The 22,481-nt window shown below is 55.5% G+C and carries 17 protein-coding genes, 1 tRNA gene and 1 pseudogene; 14 read left to right on the forward strand and 5 right to left on the reverse strand.

Annotated features, from left to right (window positions below):
- Positions 1-110 precede the first annotated feature (110 nt).
- Positions 111-1,073, reverse strand: a complete 963-nt coding sequence (locus QMZ30_RS03240; RefSeq protein WP_058969265.1) for an aldo/keto reductase — start codon at positions 1,071-1,073, stop codon at positions 111-113.
- Between the two features lie 239 nt (positions 1,074-1,312).
- On the opposite strand from QMZ30_RS03240, the gene QMZ30_RS03245 reads away from it, so the two are divergent.
- The 10 genes from QMZ30_RS03245 to yegS all read left to right on the forward strand — a co-directional run bounded on the left by QMZ30_RS03245 (position 1,313) and on the right by yegS (position 15,590).
- Entirely contained in the window at positions 1,313-2,539 is a 1,227-nt protein-coding gene (locus QMZ30_RS03245) for an MdtA/MuxA family multidrug efflux RND transporter periplasmic adaptor subunit (RefSeq protein WP_283226391.1), read from the forward strand.
- Positions 2,539-5,661: an MdtB/MuxB family multidrug efflux RND transporter permease subunit gene (locus QMZ30_RS03250; protein WP_283226392.1), complete on the forward strand. Its 3,123-nt coding sequence runs from the start codon at positions 2,539-2,541 to the stop codon at positions 5,659-5,661. Before QMZ30_RS03245 ends, QMZ30_RS03250 begins: the two co-directional genes overlap by 1 nt.
- Positions 5,658-8,726, forward strand: a complete 3,069-nt coding sequence (gene mdtC / locus QMZ30_RS03255; protein WP_283226393.1) for a multidrug efflux RND transporter permease subunit MdtC — start codon at positions 5,658-5,660, stop codon at positions 8,724-8,726. Before QMZ30_RS03250 ends, mdtC begins: the two co-directional genes overlap by 4 nt.
- 71 nt (positions 8,727-8,797) lie before the next feature.
- The gene (gene vapB / locus QMZ30_RS03260; protein WP_283226394.1) at positions 8,798-9,031 is read left to right on the forward strand and encodes a type II toxin-antitoxin system VapB family antitoxin; all 234 of its coding nucleotides are present in this window, start codon (positions 8,798-8,800) and stop codon (positions 9,029-9,031) included.
- The gene (gene vapC, locus QMZ30_RS03265) at positions 9,031-9,429 is read left to right on the forward strand and encodes a type II toxin-antitoxin system tRNA(fMet)-specific endonuclease VapC (RefSeq protein ID WP_283226395.1); all 399 of its coding nucleotides are present in this window, start codon (positions 9,031-9,033) and stop codon (positions 9,427-9,429) included. The genes vapB and vapC overlap by 1 nt, the downstream gene beginning before the upstream one ends.
- 16 nt (positions 9,430-9,445) lie before the next feature.
- Positions 9,446-10,852, forward strand: coding sequence for a multidrug transporter subunit MdtD (mdtD, locus tag QMZ30_RS03270; RefSeq protein ID WP_283226396.1), 1,407 nt, complete (start codon positions 9,446-9,448; stop codon positions 10,850-10,852).
- The gene (gene baeS, locus QMZ30_RS03275; protein ID WP_283226397.1) at positions 10,849-12,240 is read left to right on the forward strand and encodes an envelope stress sensor histidine kinase BaeS; all 1,392 of its coding nucleotides are present in this window, start codon (positions 10,849-10,851) and stop codon (positions 12,238-12,240) included. Before mdtD ends, baeS begins: the two co-directional genes overlap by 4 nt.
- 3 nt (positions 12,241-12,243) lie before the next feature.
- Positions 12,244-12,951, forward strand: coding sequence for an envelope stress response regulator BaeR (gene baeR / locus QMZ30_RS03280; protein ID WP_039333833.1), 708 nt, complete (start codon positions 12,244-12,246; stop codon positions 12,949-12,951).
- Between the two features lie 140 nt (positions 12,952-13,091).
- On the forward strand, positions 13,092-14,459 hold the full coding sequence (trhP, locus tag QMZ30_RS03285; protein ID WP_283226398.1) for a prephenate-dependent tRNA uridine(34) hydroxylase TrhP: 1,368 nt from the start codon (positions 13,092-13,094) through the stop codon (positions 14,457-14,459).
- 231 nt (positions 14,460-14,690) lie between these two features.
- On the forward strand, positions 14,691-15,590 hold the full coding sequence (gene yegS / locus QMZ30_RS03290; RefSeq protein WP_283226399.1) for a lipid kinase YegS: 900 nt from the start codon (positions 14,691-14,693) through the stop codon (positions 15,588-15,590).
- A gap of 81 nt (positions 15,591-15,671) precedes the next feature.
- Here yegS and QMZ30_RS03295 read toward each other — a convergent pair whose 3' ends face one another.
- Entirely contained in the window at positions 15,672-16,793 is a 1,122-nt protein-coding gene (locus tag QMZ30_RS03295; protein ID WP_283226400.1) for a Gfo/Idh/MocA family protein, read from the reverse strand.
- Positions 16,794-17,101: 308 nt separating this feature from the next.
- Here QMZ30_RS03295 and QMZ30_RS03300 point away from each other — a divergent pair.
- Positions 17,102-17,177: transfer RNA gene (locus QMZ30_RS03300), tRNA-Asn, on the forward strand.
- A 69-nt stretch (positions 17,178-17,246) separates the two neighbouring features.
- Here the strand turns inward: QMZ30_RS03300 and QMZ30_RS03305 are convergent.
- The 3 genes and pseudogenes from QMZ30_RS03305 to QMZ30_RS03315 form a co-directional block, all read right to left on the reverse strand.
- Positions 17,247-17,579 carry a type II toxin-antitoxin system PemK/MazF family toxin gene (locus tag QMZ30_RS03305; RefSeq protein ID WP_283226401.1) on the reverse strand — a complete coding sequence of 111 codons (333 nt, stop codon included), beginning with the start codon at positions 17,577-17,579 and terminating at the stop codon, positions 17,247-17,249.
- Positions 17,580-17,837, reverse strand: coding sequence for an AbrB/MazE/SpoVT family DNA-binding domain-containing protein (locus QMZ30_RS03310; RefSeq protein ID WP_094919038.1), 258 nt, complete (start codon positions 17,835-17,837; stop codon positions 17,580-17,582).
- A gap of 284 nt (positions 17,838-18,121) precedes the next feature.
- Positions 18,122-18,390, reverse strand: a pseudogene (locus tag QMZ30_RS03315) (helix-turn-helix domain-containing protein).
- Between the two features lie 202 nt (positions 18,391-18,592).
- On the opposite strand from QMZ30_RS03315, the gene QMZ30_RS03320 reads away from it, so the two are divergent.
- The 3 genes from QMZ30_RS03320 (at position 18,593) to QMZ30_RS03330 (ending at position 22,480) form a co-directional block, all read left to right on the forward strand.
- Positions 18,593-19,603, forward strand: coding sequence for a Zn-dependent oxidoreductase (locus QMZ30_RS03320; RefSeq protein ID WP_283226402.1), 1,011 nt, complete (start codon positions 18,593-18,595; stop codon positions 19,601-19,603).
- An 80-nt stretch (positions 19,604-19,683) separates the two neighbouring features.
- Positions 19,684-20,967 carry an MFS transporter gene (locus QMZ30_RS03325; RefSeq protein WP_283226403.1) on the forward strand — a complete coding sequence of 428 codons (1,284 nt, stop codon included), beginning with the start codon at positions 19,684-19,686 and terminating at the stop codon, positions 20,965-20,967.
- 52 nt (positions 20,968-21,019) lie between these two features.
- Positions 21,020-22,480, forward strand: a complete 1,461-nt coding sequence (locus tag QMZ30_RS03330) for a mannitol dehydrogenase family protein (RefSeq protein ID WP_283226404.1) — start codon at positions 21,020-21,022, stop codon at positions 22,478-22,480.
- The last annotated feature ends 1 nt before the right edge of the window (position 22,481 follow it).

The raw sequence follows: 22,481 nt of genomic DNA on the forward strand, positions 1-22,481 counted from the left end.
AACGCAATTGTGACAATGGTCTATGAATGAATATCTTTTTACAAAAATGGCATTTTTTGCATGGCAAAAAAAGAAAGATAAGGTGGGGCACCGCAGCGCCCCAGGCTTCTTTAGGCTTTGCTGGCACTGGCCAGTTCTTCGATTTCTTGCTTACTCAGTTGCAACTCGGTGGCTTTTACCAGTTCATCAATCTGTTGCAGCGACGTGGCACTGACAATCGGTGCGGTAATGCTCGGACGCGCGATTTGCCATGCCAGTGCAACCTGAGTGGCCGAGGCGTCATGTGAAGCCGCTACATCTTCCAGCGCTTCAATAATGCGGGAGCCGCGCTCATTGAGATACTTCTCGACAATGCCCTGCCCGCGCTTACTCTTGCTGGCATCAGAGGGCTTTTTGTATTTACCGCTGAGGAAACCGCTGGCAAGCGAGTAATAGTTGATCACGCCCAAACCATTTTTCACCGCCACCTGCTCAAGACCGCTTTCGTACTCCTGACGGTCATAAAGGTTGTATTCAGGTTGCAAGGTTTCGTAACGGGCTAATCCCTCTTTCTTGCTGATATCCAAGGCTTCCTGCAGACGTTTAGCGTTGTAATTTGAAGCGCCAATCGCACGCACCTTGCCTTCCTTGATCAGCGAATCGAAGGCCTTTAAGGTCTCCACCAGCGGCGTATCCTGATCGTCGCGATGCGCCTGATAGAGATCGATGACATCGGTTTGCAGACGGCGCAGCGAATCTTCCACCGCCTGGCGAATGTAAGCCGGTTTTAATCCGGTTTTCTCAGGGGACAATTCCATGCCGACTTTGGTGGCCAGCACGATGCTGTCGCGCTTACCGCTTTTCTTCAGCCATTTACCAATAATGGTTTCGGATTCGCCACCTTCATTACCCGGTGCCCAGCGCGAATAGACATCTGCCGTGTCGATAAAGAACAACCCTTTCTCCACCAGCGCATCCAGCAGCGAAAACGAGGTCTTTTCGTCCACCGTCCAGCCAAAAACGTTGCCGCCAAAAGTGAGAAGCGGAACCTGAATACCACTGTCGCCAAGCTGACGGGTTTTCTGTTGACTCATTTTGTTCTCCTTATTGAAACGAGACAGGACTGTCTTTGAGCTTAGCAAAGGAAATCGCTGCGCTTATGCGTTTTCCTGCCAAAATGTTTACGTAATATGAATACTTAGCGCGCACGGGACGATATTCTTATTTCCTTCAATTTTTGCCCGGCACGGGCGACTACAATCATTTCGTTTGCGAAACGGTTATTTTGCTTTCGCATGTGGGGAAAACGAAACCGCTGGAGAGCAACTTAGCCATGAGCAGCCGATTAAAAAAAAGTCTGATAACCGTTGTCGTGATTGCCGCACTGGCCGGCGGATATTACTGGTGGCAGCATCCAGCAGAACCGAGTAAGCAACCGCAGGCCGAGGGGCAACAGCATCATGGGCGCGGAGCAGGTGGTGCGGGACGTCGTCCATTAGCACCGGTTCAGGCCTCTGCGGCAACCACTCAGAGCGTGCCCTACTATCTCAGCGGTCTCGGCACCGTTACCGCCGCAAATACCGTCACGGTGCGAAGCCGGGTTGACGGGCAATTGATGGCGCTGCACTTCCAGGAGGGACAGCAGGTGGCTGCGGGCGCACTGCTGGCGGAGATCGATCCACGACCCTATCAGGTGGCCTTAATCCAGGCGCAGGGCCAGTTAGCAAAAGACCAGGCAACACTCGCCAATGCGCGACGCGATCTCAGCCGCTATGAAAAACTGGCGAAAACCTCCTTAGTCTCGCAGCAGGAACTGGATACTCAGCGTTCGCTGGTGAGTGAAACCCTCGGCACAATCAAGGCCGATGAAGGCAACGTCGCCAGCGCGCAGCTCAATCTCACCTACAGCCGCATCACCGCGCCGATTTCCGGTCGTGTCGGGCTGAAACAGGTCGATGTGGGCAACTACATCACCTCTGGCGATACCACCGGTTTGGTGGTGATCACTGAAACGCACCCGATCGACGTGGTTTTTAGCGTCGCCGAAAACAACATCAGCCAGATCCTGAAGGCGCAGAAAAGCGGTCAGCCGCTGATTGTCGAAGCCTGGGATCGCAGCAACAAAACCCTGCTCACCAGCGGCAGCCTGCTCAGTCTGGATAACCAGATTGATGCCACGACGGGCACCATCAAGCTCAAAGCCCGTTTCAGTAATGAAGATGACACGCTGTTCCCTAACCAGTTTGTCAATGCGCGGCTGAAAGTCGATACGTTGCAGGATGCGGTGGTGATCCCCACTGCAGCATTACAGATGAGCAATGACGGGCACTTTGTCTGGGTAGTGAACAGCGAAAACAAAGTGAGTAAAAAACGCGTCACCGCCGGATTACAAGACAGCCAGAAAGTGGTGATCAGTGCCGGATTGGAAGCGGGTGACCGCGTGGTAACGGATGGCCTCGACCGCCTGACGGAAGGGGCAACCGTTGAAGTGGTATCGCCGCAAAGCACCGCCACTCACAGCACCCGCGCGGCCCAGCCTGCCCGTGGAGAGCGTCAATAATGCAGGTGATGCCTCCAGACAGTAGCGGCGGCCCCTCACGCCAGTTTATTCTGCGCCCGGTGGCGACCACGCTATTGATGATCGCCATTCTGCTAGCGGGCGTGCTCGGCTACCGTTTTCTGCCAGTGTCGGCGCTGCCCGAGGTGGATTACCCCACCATTCAGGTGGTGACGCTCTATCCGGGTGCCAGCCCGGATGTGGTGACATCCTCGATCACCGCCCCGCTGGAGCGCCAGTTTGGTCAGATGTCAGGGCTGAAACAGATGGCGTCACAAAGCTCCGGTGGCGCTTCCGTGGTGACCCTGCAGTTCCAACTGACGCTCTCACTGGATGTCGCCGAGCAAGAGGTGCAGGCGGCAATCAACTCCGCCACCAACCTGCTGCCGAGCGATCTGCCAAACCCACCGGTCTACAGCAAAGTTAACCCCGCCGATCCGCCGATCATGACGTTGGCGGTCACCACCACCAGCATGCCGTTGACGCAAGTGCAGGACATGGTGGAGACCCGCGTGGCACAGAAGATTTCGCAGGTTTCCGGTGTCGGGCTGGTGACGTTATCGGGTGGGCAACGCCCAGCGGTACGGGTCAAAATGAACACTCAGGCGCTGGCCGCACTCGGCTTAACCAGTGAAACGGTGCGCACCGCCATCACCAATGCCAACGTCAATTCCGCCAAAGGCAGTCTTGATGGCCCAACGCGCTCGATTACGCTGGCGGCCAATGACCAGATGACCTCGGCAGAGGATTACCGCAAGCTGATCATCAGCTATAACAATGGCGCACCGGTGCGGCTGGGTGATGTCGCCACCATCGAACAGGGTGCGGAAAACAGTTGGTTGGGTGCGTGGGCCAACCGCCAGCCTGCCATTGTGCTCAATGTGCAGCGCCAGCCGGGTGCCAATATCATCGCCACCGCCGACAGTATTCGTGCGCTGCTGCCTTCGCTCACCGCGACGCTACCGAAATCGGTGGATGTGAAACTGCTCACCGACCGCACCACCAATATCCGTGCCTCGGTGGCGGATACCCAGCACGAATTGATGCTGGCGATTGGCCTGGTGGTGATGATCATTTACCTGTTTCTGCGTAACGTCCCCGCCACCATTATTCCGGCGGTGGCGGTGCCGCTGTCGCTGGTGGGCACCTTTGCCGCCATGTATTTCCTTGGGTTCTCAATCAACAACCTGACGTTAATGGCATTGACCATCGCCACGGGCTTTGTGGTGGATGACGCCATCGTGGTGATCGAGAACATCTCGCGGTATATCGAAAAAGGCGAAAAACCGATGACGGCAGCCCTCAAGGGCGCGGGCGAAATCGGCTTCACCATCATCTCACTCACCTTCTCATTAATCGCGGTGCTGATCCCGCTGCTGTTTATGGGCGATGTGATTGGCCGCCTGTTCCGCGAATTTGCCGTGACGCTGGCGGTGGCGATTCTGATCTCGGCGGTAGTTTCACTGACGCTGACGCCGATGATGTGCGCGCGCATGTTGAGTGCCGAATCGCTGCGCAAGCAGAACCGCTTCTCGCGCGCCAGTGAAGCGATGTTTGACCGGGTGATTGCTGGCTATGGTCGCTGGCTGACGCGTGTGTTACAGCACCCGTGGCTGACCTTATCCGTCGCCTTCGGTACGCTGCTGCTCACGGTGCTGCTGTGGATCGTTATCCCGAAAGGCTTCTTCCCACAGCAAGACAACGGCATTATTCAGGGCACCTTGCAGGCGCCACAATCGGTGTCCTACACCAGCATGGCGCAGCGCACCCGTGATGTGGCTTCGATCATCATGAAAGATCCGGCGGTGCAGAGCCTGACTTCGTTTGTCGGCGTCGATGGCACCAACGCAGCGCTGAACAGCGCACGCCTGCAGATCAACCTCAAACCGCTGAGTGAGCGTGACGATCGTATTCCTGCGGTGCAAAAACGGCTGCAACAGGAGATCGATAAGGTGCCCGGCGTCTCGCTGTGGCTGCAGCCGGTGCAGGATTTGACCATTGAGACCCAGGCCAGCCGCACGCCCTATCAGTTCACGCTGCAATCCGGCTCGCTGGAATCGCTGAGCACCTGGGTGCCAAAATTGCTGGCGCAATTAAACACTTTGCCAGAACTGCGTGATGTCAGCAGTGACTGGCAGGATCAAGGGCTCGAAGCCTTTATCCGTGTGGATCGTGACAGCGCCAGTCGCCTCGGCATCACCATGGCGGATGTGGATAACGCGCTGTATAACGCCTTTGGGCAACGTTTGATCTCCACCATCTACACTCAGGCCAACCAGTATCGTGTGGTGCTGGAGCAGAACAGTGAGGCTACACCGGGGCTGGCCAGTCTCGACGGCATTCGCCTCACCAGCAGCGGAGGCGGCAGCGTGCCGCTCAGCGCCATTGCCCAGGTGGAAGAGCGTCACGCCGCGTTAAGCATCAATCACCTCGATCAGTTCCCTTCCGCCACTTTCTCGTTTGACGTGGCCGAAGGCTATTCGCTGGGTGAAGCGGTGAAAGCCATCAGCGCAGCGGAAGATGAGGTGGGCATGCCCGCTGAGATGATGACGCAGTTCCAGGGCAGCACGCTGGCCTTTGAAGCAGCGCTCACCAGCACGGTGTGGCTGATTGTTGCCGCTGTGGTGGCGATGTATATCGTGCTCGGCGTGCTGTATGAAAGCTTTATTCATCCGATTACCATTCTCTCCACGCTGCCCACCGCGGGCGTTGGCGCGCTGCTGGCGCTGATGTTGAGCGGCAACGAGCTGGATATCATCGCCATCATTGGCATTATCTTGCTAATTGGTATCGTGAAGAAAAACGCCATCATGATGATCGACTTTGCGCTGGCCGCCGAGCGAGAACAAGGCATGGCTCCGCGTGAGGCGATTTATCAGGCGTGTTTACTGCGCTTCCGCCCGATTCTGATGACCACCCTCGCCGCGCTGCTCGGCGCTCTGCCGCTGATGTTGAGCACCGGCGTTGGCGCGGAGTTACGACGTCCGTTAGGGATTGCCATGGTCGGTGGTCTGGTACTGAGCCAGGTACTGACGCTGTTTACCACTCCGGTGATCTATCTGCTGTTCGATCGTCTGGCTCACGCCACGCGCCGTCGTTTTAAGCGCTCGGAGGCGCAGCCGTGAAGTTCTTCGCGCTGTTTATCCATCGCCCAGTCGCTACCACGCTATTGACGCTGGCGATAGCGCTGGCTGGGATTCTTGGCTTCCGCTTGCTGCCGGTGGCACCGCTGCCGCAGCTCGATTTCCCGGTGATTGTTATCACCGCCTCACTGCCCGGTGCGTCACCTGAGACCATGGCTGCTTCAGTGGCTACGCCGCTGGAACGTTCGCTTGGGCGTATCGCCGGGGTCAGTGAGATGACCTCCACCAGCTCACTCGGCAGCACGCGAGTGATTCTGGTGTTCGACTTCGATCGTGACATCAACGGCGCCGCGCGTGACGTGCAAGCCGCGATTAACGCCGCGCAAAGCCTGCTGCCCACCGGCATGCCGAGCCGCCCAACCTATCGCAAAGCGAACCCGTCCGATGCGCCGATCATGATCCTGACGCTGACCTCGGATATTTATAATCCCGGTCAGCTGTATGATTATGCCTCAACACAGCTGGCGCAGAAGCTGTCGCAAATTCAGGGCGTGGGCGATGTGACCGTCGGCGGCAGTTCGCTGCCTGCGGTGCGCGTCGATCTTAATCCACAGGCATTGTTCAACCAGGGCGTGTCACTGGATGCGGTGCGTACCGCCATCAGCAACGCCAACCAGCGCCGTCCTCAGGGCGCGATTGATGATGTGCAACAGCGCTGGCAAGTGCGCACTAATGATGAACTGCAAACCGCCAGCGAATACCTACCGTTAGTGGTGCATTACAACAACGGTGCCGCTGTCAGACTCAGCGATGTGGCTAATGTGCAGGACTCGGTACAGGACGTGCGCAATGCCGGGATGACTAACGGCAAGCCCGCGATCCTGTTGATTGTGCGTAAGTCGCCGGATGCCAACATCATCGAAACCGTGGATCGTATTCGTAGCGAAATGCCGCTGTTGCATGAGGTGATCCCGGCCGCTATCGATCTGCAAATTGCCCAGGATCGCTCCCCCACCATTCGTGCCTCGTTGCAGGAAGTGGAACAGTCATTAATCATCGCGGTGGCGCTGGTGATTCTGGTGGTGTTTGTGTTTCTGCGTGACTGGCGCGCCACGCTGATTCCGGCAGCGGCGGTGCCGGTTTCACTGATCGGCACCTTCGCCGCCATGTATTTGTGCGGCTTTAGCCTGAATAATTTGTCACTGATGGCGCTGACCATTGCCACTGGCTTCGTGGTCGATGATGCAATTGTGGTGCTGGAGAACATTGCGCGCCACGTTGAAGCCGGGATGAAACCGCTGCAAGCCGCGCTCACCGGCGTGCGCGAAGTGGGCTTCACCGTCTTGTCGATGAGCCTGTCGTTGATTGCCGTGTTCCTGCCGCTGCTGATGATTGGCGGCATCATTGGCCGCTTCTTCTCTGAATTTGCCATCACGTTATCAGTGGCGATCCTGATATCACTGTTTATCTCCATTACCCTGACGCCGATGATGTGCGCCTACCTGCTCAAACCCCAGGCAAAACGCAGCCAGCCGCGCACGCGTGGGTTTGCGAAAGTGATGTTAAGGGTGCAAAACGGCTACGCGCGCTCACTGGGATGGGTGCTCAATCACGCCATCTGGGTGCTGATGCTGCTGCTGGCCACGGTGGGGCTGACGGTGTGGCTGTTTATCTCGATCCCGAAAACCTTTATGCCCGAACAGGATACCGGTCGTCTTAACGGCTTTATCTCGGCGGACCAGAGCATTTCATTCCAGGCGATGCGCGGCAAATTGCAGGATTTCATGAACATTATCAAGGCCGATCCGGCGGTGGATAACGTCACCGGCTTTACCGGCGGTTCACGCACTAACAGCGGCTCGATGTTCGTCTCCCTGAAGCCGCTGTCAGAGCGCAGCGAAAGCGCACAGGAAGTGATTGCCCGCCTGCGCACCAAGCTGGCGAAGGAACCTGGTGCCAACCTGTATCTCAACGCGGTACAGGATATCCGCATCGGTGGCCGTGAATCTAACGCCAGCTATCAGTACAGCCTGCTGTCGGATAATCTCGCTGACCTGCGGGAGTGGGAGCCGAAAATCCGTCAGGCGTTTGCCGCTTTACCAGAGCTGGCAGACGTCAACTCGGATCAACAGGACAACGGCAGCGAAATGGACCTGACCTATGATCGCGAAAGCATGGCGCGCCTGGGCATTGATGTGTCAGCCGCCAATGCGCTGCTCAATAATGCTTTCGGGCAACGTCAGATTTCCACCATCTATCAGCCACTTAACCAGTACAAGGTGGTGATGGAAGTCGATCCGCGCTACACCCAGGATATCAGTGCGCTGGACCAAATGTTTGTGATTAACAGTGATGGCAAGGCGATCCCGCTGAGCTGGTTCGCCAAATGGCAGCCAGCCAACGCACCCCTGTCCGTCAATCATCAGGGCTTGTCCGCCGCGTCCACCATCTCATTCAACCTGCCGGAAGGGGTGTCGTTATCTCAGGCGTCTGACGCCATTGATCGCACCGTCACCGCGCTCGGCGTGCCTTCCAGCGTGCGCGGCAGCTTTGCCGGTACGGCGCAGGTGTTCCAGCAATCCCAATCGAACCAGCTTTACCTGATGCTGGCGGCGATTGCGGCGGTGTATATCGTGCTGGGGATTCTCTATGAGAGTTACGTTCATCCGCTGACGATCCTCTCGACGCTGCCCTCGGCGGGCGTCGGGGCGCTACTGGCGCTAGAGCTGTTTAATACGCCCTTCAGCCTGATTGCGTTAATCGGCATTTTGTTGCTGATTGGTATCGTCAAAAAGAACGCCATTATGATGGTGGATTTCGCGCTAGAGGCGCAGCGCAATGGCAATCTTTCCGCGCGTGACGCGATTTTCCAGGCCTGCCAACTGCGTTTCCGCCCGATTCTGATGACCACGCTGGCCGCGCTGTTTGGCGCATTGCCACTGGTGCTGACCAGCGGTGATGGCGCGGAGCTGCGCCAACCGCTGGGTATCACCATCGCCGGCGGGCTGGTGATGAGTCAGCTGCTGACGCTGTACACCACGCCGGTGGTGTATCTGATGATGGACAAGCTGAGCCGGCGTAGAAAAGCATTATTGATAACGGAATGATTGTGCTATACACGCTTGCTACATAGCACAAAACGAGTAAACTTTATCCCGTCACCATGAAGGAGGTTTCTATGTCTCAAGGTACTGTGTTTACCAGTAATCGTACGCAAAACGTGCGTATCCCAGCAGATGTTCGCTTCCCGGACAACGTGAAAAATGTCACGGTGCGTGCGATTGGCAAAGAACGCATTCTCACCCCCGTAGAAAGCGCCTGGGATAGTTTTTTCCTGGATGGCCCCAGCGTCAGTGATGATTTTATGAACGAGCGTGCTTCACAGGAGCAATCTGACAGGGAAGCGTTTTAATGCATCGTTACATGCTGGATACCAACATTGTCATTTACGTCATCAAACGCCGCCCGATTGAGGTTCTGGAACGTTTTAACGCCAATGTCGGGCGCATGGTCATCTCATCCATAACGCTTGCAGAACTCGTTCATGGCTCGGAGAAAAGCGCCTTTCCTGAAAGGAACCTACGCGTTATAGAAGACTTCATTTCTCGTCTGGACGTGCTCAATTATGACCAAAGAGCAGCCTTTCATTACGGCTCGATTCGCGCTGACCTCGAAAAGAAAGGTACCCCCATCGGTCTGAATGATTTGCACATTGCTGCACATGCGCGAAGTGAAGCGCTGACGCTGATTACCAACAACCTGCGCGAATTTTCGCGGGTGAACGGCTTAATCTGCGAAAACTGGCTTTAATACAACGGTACTCTCCATGAACTCGCAAAACGCCACCGTGCGCTGGCAACTGTGGATTGTCGCATTCGGCTTCTTTATGCAGTCGCTGGACACCACCATCGTGAACACCGCGATACCGTCCATGGCGCGCGACCTGAACGTCAGCCCACTGAATATGCATTCGGTGATTGTCTCCTATGTGCTGACGGTGGCCGTGACGCTGCCGATCAGTGGCTGGCTGGCTGACCGCTTTGGTGTGCGTAACATCTTCTTCTGCGCCATTGTGCTGTTCAGTATTGGTTCGGTGCTGTGTGCCTTTTCAACCTCGCTCGACCAACTGGTGATGGCGCGCGTGGTGCAAGGCGTCGGCGGCGCCATGATGGTGCCGGTTGGGCGCTTAACGGTGATGAAAATCGTGCCGCGCGAGCAGTACATGTCGGCCATGACCTTTGTCACCACCCCCGGCCAGGTCGGTCCCCTGCTCGGCCCGGCACTAGGCGGGATACTGGTGCAGTACGCTAGCTGGCACTGGATCTTCCTGATTAATATTCCGGTCGGAATTATCGGCGCTATCGCCACCCTGACGCTGATGCCGAACTACACCATGCAAACCAAACGCTTCGATTTCCTCGGCTTTGTGCTGCTGGCAGTGGGCATGGCGACATTGACCCTGGCGCTCGACGGGCAGCGCAGCACCGGAGGATCGCCGCTGCTGCTCGGCGCACTGATCCTGGTTGGCGTATTTTCCCTGCTGTTCTATCTGATGCATAGCCGCAACAATGATAACGCGCTGTTTAGCCTGAAACTGTTTGATAACCGCATCTATTCCATTGGTCTGCTCGGCAGTTTTACCGGCCGCATCGGTAGCGGCATGCTGCCGTTTATGTCCCCGATCTTCTTGCAAGTGGGCCTCGGCTACAGCCCGTTCCATGCGGGTTTAATGATGATCCCGATGGTGCTCGGCAACATGGGCACCAAACGCGTGGTGGTACGTATCGTCAATCTGTTTGGTTATCGTAATGCGTTGGTCGGTGCGACCGTTGCGTTGGCGCTGGTGGTGTTGCTGTTCCCCGCCGTCGCGTTAATGGGCTGGACCTGGGCGCTGCCGTTGGTGCTGCTGCTGTTAGGTATGGTCAATGCTATCCGTTTCTCCTCGATGAACACGCTGACGCTCAAAGAACTGCCCGATGACCTGGCGTCCAGCGGCAACAGCCTGTTGTCGATGATTATGCAGTTATCAATGAGTATTGGCGTCACCGTTGCCGGCTTGCTGCTTGGTGCCTTTGGGCACGGCGCGGTGACCGACAGCGCAGCCGCCCATCAAACCTTTATTTACACCTACCTGAGCATGGCCGTGATTATTCTCTTGCCCGCCCTGGTGTTCTGGCGCGTACCGAAAGATGTCAGTAAAAACGTCGATCTCAGAGGCAGGAGAAAAGCATGAAGCAGCCAGTCAAACTGGGCATTGGCGCCAAGCTGTTTATGGCGATTTTTTCCACCTGCATGCTGGTGATCATCACCATGCACTGGGGCGTGCGCCTCAGCTTTGAGCATGGCTTTGTCGATTACATCAAAAAGGGCAACGAGCAGCGCCTGACGCTGCTGAGTGATGCGCTGGCCGATCAGTATGAGCAGCATGGCGACTGGGATTTTCTGCGCAACAATGACCGGTTAATTTTCACCATTTTACGCTCGCTGGAACAAAACCCAGGCAGCAGTAACCAGCTGCCGCCGCACGGTTGGCGCACCCAGTTCTGGATCATCGATCAGCAATACAAAGTGCTGTCTGGCCCACGTTCACCGGTTCCGCCGGAGGGCACTCGGCGCAATATCACCACCAGCACTGGCAAAGTGGTGGGTTGGGTGATCGCTTCCCCCGCCGAGCGCCTGACGCGTAGCACCGATATCAACTTTGATCAGCAACAGCGGCAAACCAGCTGGATGATCGTCGCGCTTACCACACTACTGGCCGCACTGGTCACCTGGCTGCTGGCGCGCGGTTTACTGGCACCGGTGAAACGCCTGGTGGACGGCACCCACGAACTGGCTGCCGGGAAATTTACCGCGCGAGTGGAAGTCGGCAGCAGCGATGAGATTGGACAACTGGCGCGTGACTTCAACCAGCTGGCGAGTTCGCTGGAGAAGAATGAGAGTAATCGTCGTGCCTTTATGGCGGATATCTCTCACGAATTACGCACGCCGCTCGCCATTATGCGGGGTGAGCTGGAGGCGATGCAGGATGGTGTGCGTAAAATGACGCCAGAAGCCATTACCTCACTGCAAAGTGAAGTGGTGGTCTTGACGAAACTGGTGGACGATTTGCATCAGCTCGCCCTCTCCGATGCGGGTGCCCTCGCCTACCGCAAGCAGCCGGTGGATGTGGTGAATTTGCTGGAAGTCGTGGCTGGCAGCTTTAGCGAGCGCTATCGCAGCCGTGAGTTAACTCTCAATCTGGCGCTGCCCACCAAGGCGGAGAGCTTTGGCGATCCCGATCGCCTGATGCAACTGTTCACCAATCTGCTGGAAAACAGCCTGCGCTACACCGATGCCGGTGGCGAAACACGTATCAGTTTGCAGCAGCAGGATAATTACTGGCAATTACGCTTTGCCGACAGCGCCCCCGGCGTGGATGCTGAACATCAGGCACAACTTTTTGAACGTTTTTTCCGTGCCGAAAACTCGCGCAATCGCGCCAGCGGCGGCTCTGGATTAGGCTTGGCTATCTGTAAAAATATTGTGGAAGCACATGGCGGCAGCATTTCTGCGGATCACTCTGATTTAGGTGGGCTGCAAATCACGCTAAACTTGCCGTATGTTCCTCACCAGAAATAGCTTATGAGCCCGGATAATAACGATCCCCTGATCCTTGTTGTTGAAGATGAACCCAAACTGGCGCAGCTGATGATTGATTATCTGCAGGCGTCTAACTATCGCACGCACCACATTGCCGATGGCAACGAGGCGCTTAACTATGTCCAGCAATCCCCACCCGATTTGATGCTGCTGGACCTGATGCTGCCGGGTCGTGATGGTTTAACCCTGTGCCGCGAGATACGCCGTTTCTCTGAATTGCCGATCATCATGGTCACCGCACGCATTGAAGAGATTGATCGCCTGCTCGGATTAGAGATTGGTGCGGATGACTATATCTGTAAGCCTTTCAGTCCGCGTGAAGTGGTGGCACGAGTGAAAACCATCCTGCGCCGCGTGAAGCGTTCGCCAGAGGAAGCACAATTAGCCTCGCATCTGCAGATCGATGAAGGCCGTTTTCAAGCCAGCTGGCGCGAACAGCAGCTGGAGCTGACGCCTGCTGAGTTCCGCCTGTTAAAGACGCTGGCGCTGGAACCCGGCAAAGTGTTTTCACGCGAACAGCTGTTGAACCATCTCTATGATGATTACCGCGTGGTCACCGACCGCACCATTGATAGCCACATCAAAAATCTGCGGCGCAAGCTGGAGAGCCTGGATGCCGACCAACCGTTTATTCGCGCGGTGTACGGCATGGGATATCGTTGGGAAGCAGATGTTTGCCGCCTGCTGTAGCCCTTTTCACTGATCCAGATCAATTTACTCAGGGTGCGGGCCCGCCTACAATTCCCCACCTTTTGCAGGGCCGCTTAGCGCGGCCTCTGCACCTGCCATCCGTGATGGCATGCTGACCTGACATCAGTGAGAAATCCCCCATGTTTAAACCTGAACTCCTTTCTCCAGCGGGTTCGCTGAAGAATATGCGCTATGCCTTTGCCTATGGCGCTGATGCGGTGTATGCCGGGCAGCCCCGCTACAGCCTGCGCGTACGTAATAATGAATTTACCCACGAGGTGCTGGCGAAAGGCATCGAAGAAGCCCACCAGCTCGGTAAAAAATTCTATGTGGTCGTCAACATCGCGCCGCACAACGCCAAGCTGAAAACCTTTATTCGCGATCTGTCGCCGGTCGTGGCCATGCAACCCGATGCCCTGATTATGTCCGACCCTGGTCTGATCATGCTGGTGCGCGAAGCCTTCCCCGAGATGCCGATCCATCTTTCGGTACAGGCCAATGCCGTTAACTGGGCAACCGTGAAGTTTTGGCAGCAAATGGGGCTGACGCGGGTGATTTTATCGCGCGAGCTATCACTGGATGAGATCGCTGAAATCCGCCAGCAGGTACCCGAAATGGAGATCGAGATCTTCGTTCACGGTGCGCTGTGTATGGCTTACTCAGGGCGCTGCCTGCTGTCCGGGTATCTGAATAAACGCGATCCCAATCAGGGGACTTGTACCAACGCCTGCCGCTGGGAATACAACGTGGAAGAAGGCAAGCAGGATGAGATCGGCAATATCGTCGGTTTCCATCAGCCAATTGCCGTCCAGGAACCGACGCTTGGGATCGGCGCGACAACAGACCGCGTATTCCTGCTGGAAGAGAAAATGAAGCCCGGCGAGGTGATGAGTGCCTTTGAAGATGAGCACGGCACCTACATCATGAACTCTAAAGATCTGCGCGCGGTGGCGCACGTTGAGCGCCTGACGCAGATGGGCGTGCATTCGCTGAAAATTGAAGGGCGCACCAAATCGTTTTACTACTGCGCGCGCACTGCGCAAGTCTATCGCCGCGCCATTGATGATGCGGCGGCGGGGAAACCTTTTGATCCCGCGCTGCTGGAGACCTTAGAAGGGTTGGCGCATCGCGGCTATACCGAAGGTTTTTTACGCCGCCATACTCATGACAGTTATCAAAACTATGAGCAAGGGTTCTCGGTCTCAGAACGCCAGCAGTTTGTCGGAGAGTTTACCGGCGAGCGTCGCGGTGACTGGGCGCAGATTGCCGTTAAGAACAAGTTCTTACTGGGTGATTCGGTTGAGATTATGACGCCCGAAGGCAACCTGAACTGTACGCTGGAAACCATGCAGAATGATAAAGGTGCAGCGGTGGACGTGGCGCCAGGGGATGGTCATCGGGTGTGGATCCCGGTCCCCGAAGCGGTGGATCTGTCGTTTGCCCTGCTGCTGCGTAACTTCACCGATGGCAACAGCACTTACGATCCGCACGGAAAAAAGCGCACATAATGAAAAGAATGCAGCGAAGTTAGAACAGGATCACAGACCGCCGCTGCGCCTCGCTTTAGAATCCCGCCTGCTGCTAACGAGTAACAATAAACAGCAGGTAGTACCAGGAACCACCTCATTCACCCGCCCGGCTCCCCCGTGCGGGTTTTCTTTTTTCGTCGCCCGCCGATAAAGTTCCCCGCCCAGCTATGCTATAACCACTGCATCGTTTTTCGCCTCAAGGAACTGATTATGCAAAACAAACCGCTCACCCTGCTGATCCTCAATGGTAAAGGCGCTGGTAATGAAGATTTGCGCGCGGCGGTGAATACGCTGCGAGATGAAGGTTTCAATCTGGCGGTGCGTGTCACCTGGGAAAAAGGTGACGGCGACCGTTATGTTCAAGAAGCGGTAGATTTGCAGGCTGAAACCGTGGTGGCGGGCGGTGGCGATGGCACCATCAATGAAATTGCCACGGCTCTGGCCGCCATCGACGCTGAAAAACGTCCCGCACTGGGCATTTTGCCGTTGGGTACCGCCAATGATTTTGCCACCAGCGTCGGCATTCCGCCCGAAATGAAACCGGCGCTGCGCCTTGCTGTGTTAGGCAAAGCCAGCGCGATTGATTTAGCCCGCGTCAATGGCGATCGCTACTTCATCAATATGGCGACCGGGGGTTTCGGCACACGCATTACCACCGAAACCCCGGAGAAGCTGAAATCTGCGCTGGGCGGCGTCTCCTACTTTATTCACGGTTTGATGCGAGTCGATGCGTTGAAACCCGACAGCTGTGAGATCAGCGGCCCTGGCTTTAACTGGCAAGGTGATGCGCTGGTGATAGGCATCGGTAATGGCCGTCAGGCTGGCGGTGGGCAGAAGCTGTGCCCGGAGGCGTTGATCAATGATGGGCAACTCAATCTCAGCATCGTCACCGCGCAGGAGTTGCTACCAACCCTGCTGCATTCGCTGACGCGTAACGATGAGAACCCGAATATCACCACCGCGCAGTTGCAGTCATTAACTATCCGCTCACCGCATGAGATGACCTTTAATCTCGATGGCGAGCCGCTGACCGGCAGCGAGTTTGAGATTGAGGTGATGCCCGGCGCGTTGAGCTGCCGATTGCCACCACAGTGTCCGCTACTGGCTTAGTGACCTCGTGCGTATAAATGCGCATCCTACAAGGGTTCAGTTCTGTATTCGTAGGGTCGCCATTCATGGCGACCCATTTTTTTACACCGTCATCCAACGGCGTTCTGCCGCTGACACCGCTACCGCTTCCAGCACCTTCTGCACCTGCAAGCCTTCCGCGAAATCGGGCCACATGCGGTCGCCTGCCGCGATGCCATTGATCAAATCGCGGATCTCCACGGTTTTCTGATCGTTAAAACCAATACCATGACCCGCTGAGACACAGAAGTTGGCGTAATCAGGGTGCGCAGGCCCAGTAAGAATGGTTTTGAAGCCCTGACGTCCTGCCGGTTCATCATGGATATACAGCTCCAGCTCTGCCATGCGCTCCTGGGTGTAACGCAGCGTGCCTTTGGTACCTGTCACGACATAGGTCAGGCCCATTTTGCTGCCACAGGCGATACGTGAGGTTTCAAACACGCCGTGCGCGCCGTTCTTAAAGCGCAGCAGCGCACTGGCCTGATCCTCGTTTTCCACCGGAAGCAGGCGCGAAGGGTCTTTGGGATCGGGACGCTGTTTAATCACCGTCATCATATCGCCGCTGACTTCTTCGATATCGCCTACCAGGTAGTGCGCCATATTCACAATATGCGCCGCCAGATCGCCCAGCGCCCCTAATCCGGCCAGTGCTTTCTGACAGTGCCAGTCAAGCGGGGTTTCTGGACGCGCCAGATAATCTTCGTTGTGTGTACCGTAAAAGTGCACCACGTCACCAATTTCACCACGCGCAATGATTTCACGCGCCAGTTGGCTGGTCGGGTTTTTCATATAGTTAAAGCCGACCAGGGTTTTCACGCCGGCTTTCTGAGCTGCCTGCACCATCTCTTCGGCATCCGCCACCGACAGTGACAGCGGCTTCTCAGAATAGACGTGCTTACCGTGGCGAATCGCTTCCAGCGCCATCTCTTTATGCAGGAAGTTAGGCGCACAGATATCGACTACATCAATGTTGGGGTCGCGCACCAGCTCATGCCAGTCACCCGTTGAACGTGCAAAGCCAAAGGTTGCGGCTTGCTTTGCTGCCAGCTCCGGGTTTACCTCCGCCAGCATTTCCCGCACGATTTCCCCTTTCAGCGCAAACACCGTCGGTGCCTGAGCGTAAGCAATTGCGTGACAACGACCAATGTAACCACTGCCGATCATACCGATTCTGACTTTGTTCATGCTGCACCTGGCGTTATGGATGGAAATTGATCTGGAATATATGTTTCGCTTTTTCAGCCCACAACGGCGAAATGAAATATCTGTGATCATACATGCGAGGTATCTGACATAACCGACAAATCAGAATGTAATTTTGCATAGGATTGGTGATACGGATCACAACCAGTCTCGGATTGCGTGTAAGTTCGCACTCTGGCAGCCACTCAGGCGCAGGAATTGACGTTTTATTCAGCAATTGAAATAAATTGTGAAAAAGGGCTTTGACAAGCCCGAGCCTGCTCGTTACTATGCGCCCCGTTCCAAACAATTCCTCTGTAGTTCAGTCGGTAGAACGGCGGACTGTTAATCCGTATGTCACTGGTTCGAGTCCAGTCAGAGGAGCCAAATTTAGAGAAGCCCGCTTAAGGAAACTTAGGCGGGCTTTTTGCTTTTTAGAGTATTGCTACTAAAGCATTAGGCCAGAATGGCCTCCAGTCGAGCCAGCACCTCATATACGATAGCATCGGGTATACGTTCCAGCCGCTTTCCATTTCGGGCCCCCATATCAATGGTTCTGGGCTGGTCGCAGCGAATAACGCCCATCGTTTTTGTTCCTGCCCCTTCCAGTGAAACGGTGAAACCTGCCGTGCGAGCAAAGTTTCCGCCGCTGGTGATGGGAACAACAACGGGTAACCGGGTCAGCTTGTTAAACGATGCCTTCGATACGATAAGCACCGGACGTTTTCCGCTTTGCTCGTGGCCTGCAATCGGATCCAGTGAAACGAGCCAGATTTCCCCTCTGTCCATTTACAGGAGCTCCTTGCCCACCGCAGGAGCATCAATCCATTCCCGATCCTCTTCGCTCATTTCGGCGTGCGGATCGCACTGCGCCAGCAGCTCCTCAAGAGAATAATGAGGCCGTTTCTGCGGTTCAATAATCAGGCAGCCATTATTAATGGTCATGCCGACTTCGCTGTCCGTCGACAGCTCCAGCGTTTTGAGCACGGCGGGAGGAACCGCCAACATGATGGATCCGCCGACCTTTTTCAGGCGAGTGGTATACATAAAGCACCTCCTAATATTATATTTTAATATAACATCCATAGTAGGCCGTGCACAATTATTAATCAGATTCATGGTGATTTCCTTTTCGGATCAAAGCGTGAAAAATGCCGTAATCCATCTAAGGACAGCTCCGGCAGTTGTCAGAGGCGGCTTTACCAGCAAAACGGCGACCTTCCTGATACATCAGGCGCTTCTTTCAGGTCATGAAGCATTTCGACCAGGCGGGATCTTAGTGCGTAACCAAGAAGGCCGATAATAGAAAACTGTTTTTGTGGTTTAAAGGATTATGGCGATTCAGATAAACGAAATGCGAGGCGGCTTCCGTATCGGGACTGCGCCCGAGGAACATTAGAGATAGGGTTAAGGTCAGATTTTTCAGGCGCAATATCTAACGTTTTCGCAATCAATCTTTCGCCTTTGAGCCAACGGCGGGTAAGCTCATTTGCTAGCATGGAGGACGCCAGTCTTACCTGACGCGAAAGCGCTGATAGCGAATTGCCAAGTTTTTCAGCCTGGCGATAATGTCGGCAGGATGCCAGTCAGACTGCAACATGCTTTGACCTTCACGCCCTCGATAACTTCACGCCACCAGCAATACATAGCCAACGCGGTGCTTACCTCTTCGCTCTGTGACTGCCTTCACAACTCTTTAACGCCGACTTGTATGGTAGTATTGGTAAGCGTATTTTTTCATCATTGCTTTCCCGTTAATGCCAGCAGCACCGTTTAACGTACGCGCCGGCCAGGAGTAAATGATGAAAAGTGTCGTAATTGAACAACCGGGTGAATTAGTTTTAGCAGACCGCCCCCTGCCAACACCGGCCGCGGGTGAAGTGCGTGTCAAAGTGCAGTTTGCCAGCATCTGCGGTTCTGATGTGCATATCTGGCACGGTCATAATCCGTTTGCCAAATATCCGCGCGTCATTGGCCATGAGTTCTTTGGCCTGATTGATGCGGTAGGCGACGGTGTCGATGCTTGCCGCATCGGGGAGCGCGTGGCCGTTGATCCGGTGGTCAGCTGTGGTCACTGCTATCCCTGCTCCATCGGGCGCCCTAACGTCTGCAAAGAGTTGCAGGTGATTGGTGTGCATCGTGATGGCGGCTTTAGTGAGTTCGCCGTTGCCCCGGCTAAAAATGCTTTCCGTCTGCCCGCCGCTATTCCAGACAAACTCGCCAGCATGGTTGAACCCTTTACCATCGCTGCGAACATCACCGCTTTCCTGAAACCTCAGCCAAACGATGTGGCATTGATTTATGGCGCAGGCCCGATGGGGTTGACCGCGATTCAGGTGCTGAAAGGCGTTTATGGCGTGGCGCAGGTGCTGGTGGTCGACCGTCTGCCAGAGCGTCTGGCGCTGGCACAGGAAAATGGCGCTGACCGCGTATTCAATAACAGCGAGATCCCACTGGCAGCGCAGCTGGAAGGCATTCAACCCACGCTGATTATCGATGCTGCCTGCCATCCTTCTATTTTGGCTGAATCTGCTGCCCTCGCCTCCCCGGCGGCACGTATCGGGCTACTTGGCTTCTCTGGCGAGCCTTGCAGCATCACGCAGCAAGCGCTGACCAGCAAAGAGTTATCGCTGTTTACCTCGCGCCTCAACAGTCATCGTTTCCCGCAGGTGATTGAGTGGATGGAAAAAGGTCTGATCCAGCCTGAAAAACTGGTCACGCACTATTTCCCACTCGCAGAGATTGAACGTGCCATGACGTTGTTTGAAAAAGATCCCCGTACCTGCTGCAAAGTGATTCTCCAAATGGGTTGAGTTAATCTTCACACCAGGTGTCCTTAATGCCGGTGCGTACCCGCCGGCAAAACTAGAAAAACTATTAGGTCGGAGTTTGTATGCTTAAGAACCTACGCTGGACCCTCGTACTGCTGTTGTTCCTGGTTTATATGATCAACTACCTCGATCGTATTGCCCTGTCCCTGACTGTACCGCTGGTGGAAAAAGATCTGATGATCAACGCCGAGCAGTTCGGCATGATTTTCGGTAGCTTCTTCTTTGGCTATGCGCTGTTTAACTTTATTGGTGGCCTGGCGACCGATAAATTCGGCCCGACCATCGTGCTGGGCACCGCAGTCGGCATGTGGTCGCTGTTCTGCGGCATGACCGCGCTGGCCACCGGCTTCTGGTCGATGATGATTCTGCGCGTGCTGTTCGGCATGGCGGAAGGTCCGATTTGCGCCTCGGCGAACAAGGCCATCAACGGCTGGTTCCCGAAAAAACAGGCCGCAACCGCCATGGGCTTGCTCAGTGCCGGTTCCCCTCTGGGTGGTGCAGTCGCGGGCCCGATTGTTGGCTATTTGGCCCTGTCATTTGGCTGGCGTCCGGCGTTCGTGGTGATCTGCGTGATTGGTCTGGTGTGGATGGGCCTGTGGTTCTTCTTCGCGGCAGATAACCCGGCTCGCAGCAAAAAAGTGTCAGCTGAAGAACGCGCTCTGGTCGAAAAACTGAAAGCGGAAGAGCCTGCCGATGTGATCGATCCTTCAGGCAAAGCGCACGGCATGGGCTACTATCTGCGCCAGCCGATTATCCTGGTGACCGCATTTGCCTTCTTCTGCTACAACTACATCCTGTTCTTCTTCCTGAGCTGGTTCCCGGCGTATCTGGTGCAGGCGCATGGCTTGGATATTAAATCCATGAGTATCACCACCATGATCCCGTGGATTGTGGGCTTCGTTGGCCTGGCATTGGGCGGCTGGATCTCGGATAAAATCTTTAATATCACCGGAAAATTGCTGCTATCGCGCAAGATTGTGTTGGTAGTGTCACTGCTGGCGGCGGCGATTTGTGTGGCGCTGGCGGGTACGATTAAAGAAGTGAATTCGGCGGTGATCATGATGTCGATTTCCATCTTCTTCCTCTACATCACCGGCGCAATTTACTGGGCGATTATTCAGGACGTGGTGCACAAAAGCCGTGTCGGCAGTATCAGTGGCTTTATCCATTTAATCGGCAGCCTGTCAGGGATTATCGGCCCGATTGTCACCGGCTATATCGTGCAGCACACCGGTAAATTCGACAGTGCGTTTATTCTGGCGGGCTGTGTTGCCGGGATTGGCGCGATGTTAGTGCTGTTTGTGATTCGCAGCCCAAAGACCGCAGATAAACCCGTCTCCGCTTAACAGTTTGACCATAATGGGGCGCTCAGCGCCCCGTTTGCTAAAAGGAATTCCTATGTTAGAGCTTGATCGCCTTCCCGCCGACGTCCAACGCCCCGCTTATGACCGCAGCCAATTGAAAACCCGCATGGTGCATATCGGCTTTGGTGCCTTCCATCGCGCCCATCAGGCACTCGCCACCGATAAGCTGGCTGCGCAGGGGAGTGACTGGGGCTACTGCGAAGTCAATCTCAACAGCGGTGCACTGATTCAAGCCCTGCGTCAGCAAGACTTACTCTACACCGTGACCGAGATGGCGGATGACAGCCTGAATACTCGCGTGATTGGCGTGGTGACACAAGCGCTGCACGGCAAGGGGGATGGTATTGATGCGGTGATTGAAGCCATGAGCCAGCCTGACGTCGCCATCGTCTCGATGACCGTCACCGAGAAAGGCTATTGCTATATGCCGTCGAGCGGCAAACTTAACCCTGACCATCCCGATATCGTGCATGACCTTGAAAATCCGGAACAGCCGCGCTCGCTGCCGGGGCTGATTCTGGCCGCCATTATTCGCCGTCGCGCCCGCCATCTTCCCCCATTCAGCGTGATGTCCTGTGACAACATGCCGGAAAATGGTCACGTGACTCGCAATGTCATCACGCAACTGGCAGAACGCCTCAGCCCTGAACTGGCCGAGTACATTCACGCACATATCACCTTCCCTTCAACCATGGTCGACCGCATTGTGCCCGCGATGACCGATGCTGCGTTTGACGTGCTGGAAGCTCGCCTGGGCAGCAGCGACCCTGTTGCTGTCGAAGCCGAGCCGTTCTTCCAATGGGTGATTGAAGATAACTTCGTGAGTGGCCGTCCTGACTGGGAAAATGCTGGCGCGGAACTGGTCAGTGACGTACTGCCGTTCGAAGAGATGAAGCTGCGTATGCTGAATGGCAGCCACTCATTCCTGGCTTACCTCGGTTTCCTCGCAGGGTATGAACACATCAGCGATTGCATGGCCGATGCCCATTTCCGCACGGCAGCGCGCGCGTTGATGCTGCAAGATCAGGCCCCGACGTTGCGTACACAAGGCGTGGATTTAGTTGCCTACGCTGATTCACTGATTGCGCGTTACGAAAATCGTGCCATTAAGCATCGCACTTATCAAATCGCGACCGATGGCACTCAGAAGCTGCCGCAGCGCATGTTAGACAGCGTGCGCTGGCATCTGCGTAATGGCACCTCATGCGATTATCTGCTGCTGGGTGTCGCGGGCTGGATGCGTTATGTCAGCGGCGTAGATGAGCAAGGCCAGCCGATTGAGATTCGCGATCCGCTTAAAGAGCAGTTGGCAAGCATTGTGGCTCACAGTGAAGAGGGTGCAGAACGCGTAAAAGCGCTTATCGGCCTGAAAGCGGTGTTCGGCGATGACCTGCTGCACCACAGCGCCTTTGTTGCACGCGTCACAGAACTCTATCAGCAACTTGCGATGCAGGGTGCACGCGCTACTGTACATGCCTTGGTGGCACAGGCATAAG

The organism is Pantoea sp. EA-12, assembly GCF_030053355.1.
GTDB classification, from domain to species: domain Bacteria; phylum Pseudomonadota; class Gammaproteobacteria; order Enterobacterales; family Enterobacteriaceae; genus Pantoea; species Pantoea vagans_C.

Coding starts and splice junctions, on each gene's coding strand:
- QMZ30_RS03325 (WP_283226403.1), top strand. CDS start 19,684: ATGCTTAAGAACCTACGCTGGACCCTCGTACTGCTGTTGTTCCTGGTT.
- QMZ30_RS03295 (WP_283226400.1), bottom strand. CDS start 16,793: ATGAACAAAGTCAGAATCGGTATGATCGGCAGTGGTTACATTGGTCGT.
- baeR (WP_039333833.1), top strand. CDS start 12,244: ATGAGCCCGGATAATAACGATCCCCTGATCCTTGTTGTTGAAGATGAA.
- yegS (WP_283226399.1), top strand. CDS start 14,691: ATGCAAAACAAACCGCTCACCCTGCTGATCCTCAATGGTAAAGGCGCT.
- QMZ30_RS03250 (WP_283226392.1), top strand. CDS start 2,539: ATGCAGGTGATGCCTCCAGACAGTAGCGGCGGCCCCTCACGCCAGTTT.
- QMZ30_RS03305 (WP_283226401.1), bottom strand. CDS start 17,579: ATGGACAGAGGGGAAATCTGGCTCGTTTCACTGGATCCGATTGCAGGC.
- QMZ30_RS03320 (WP_283226402.1), top strand. CDS start 18,593: ATGAAAAGTGTCGTAATTGAACAACCGGGTGAATTAGTTTTAGCAGAC.
- baeS (WP_283226397.1), top strand. CDS start 10,849: ATGAAGCAGCCAGTCAAACTGGGCATTGGCGCCAAGCTGTTTATGGCG.
- trhP (WP_283226398.1), top strand. CDS start 13,092: ATGTTTAAACCTGAACTCCTTTCTCCAGCGGGTTCGCTGAAGAATATG.
- vapB (WP_283226394.1), top strand. CDS start 8,798: ATGTCTCAAGGTACTGTGTTTACCAGTAATCGTACGCAAAACGTGCGT.
- mdtD (WP_283226396.1), top strand. CDS start 9,446: ATGAACTCGCAAAACGCCACCGTGCGCTGGCAACTGTGGATTGTCGCA.
- QMZ30_RS03245 (WP_283226391.1), top strand. CDS start 1,313: ATGAGCAGCCGATTAAAAAAAAGTCTGATAACCGTTGTCGTGATTGCC.
- QMZ30_RS03310 (WP_094919038.1), bottom strand. CDS start 17,837: ATGTATACCACTCGCCTGAAAAAGGTCGGCGGATCCATCATGTTGGCG.
- QMZ30_RS03330 (WP_283226404.1), top strand. CDS start 21,020: ATGTTAGAGCTTGATCGCCTTCCCGCCGACGTCCAACGCCCCGCTTAT.
- QMZ30_RS03240 (WP_058969265.1), bottom strand. CDS start 1,073: ATGAGTCAACAGAAAACCCGTCAGCTTGGCGACAGTGGTATTCAGGTT.
- vapC (WP_283226395.1), top strand. CDS start 9,031: ATGCATCGTTACATGCTGGATACCAACATTGTCATTTACGTCATCAAA.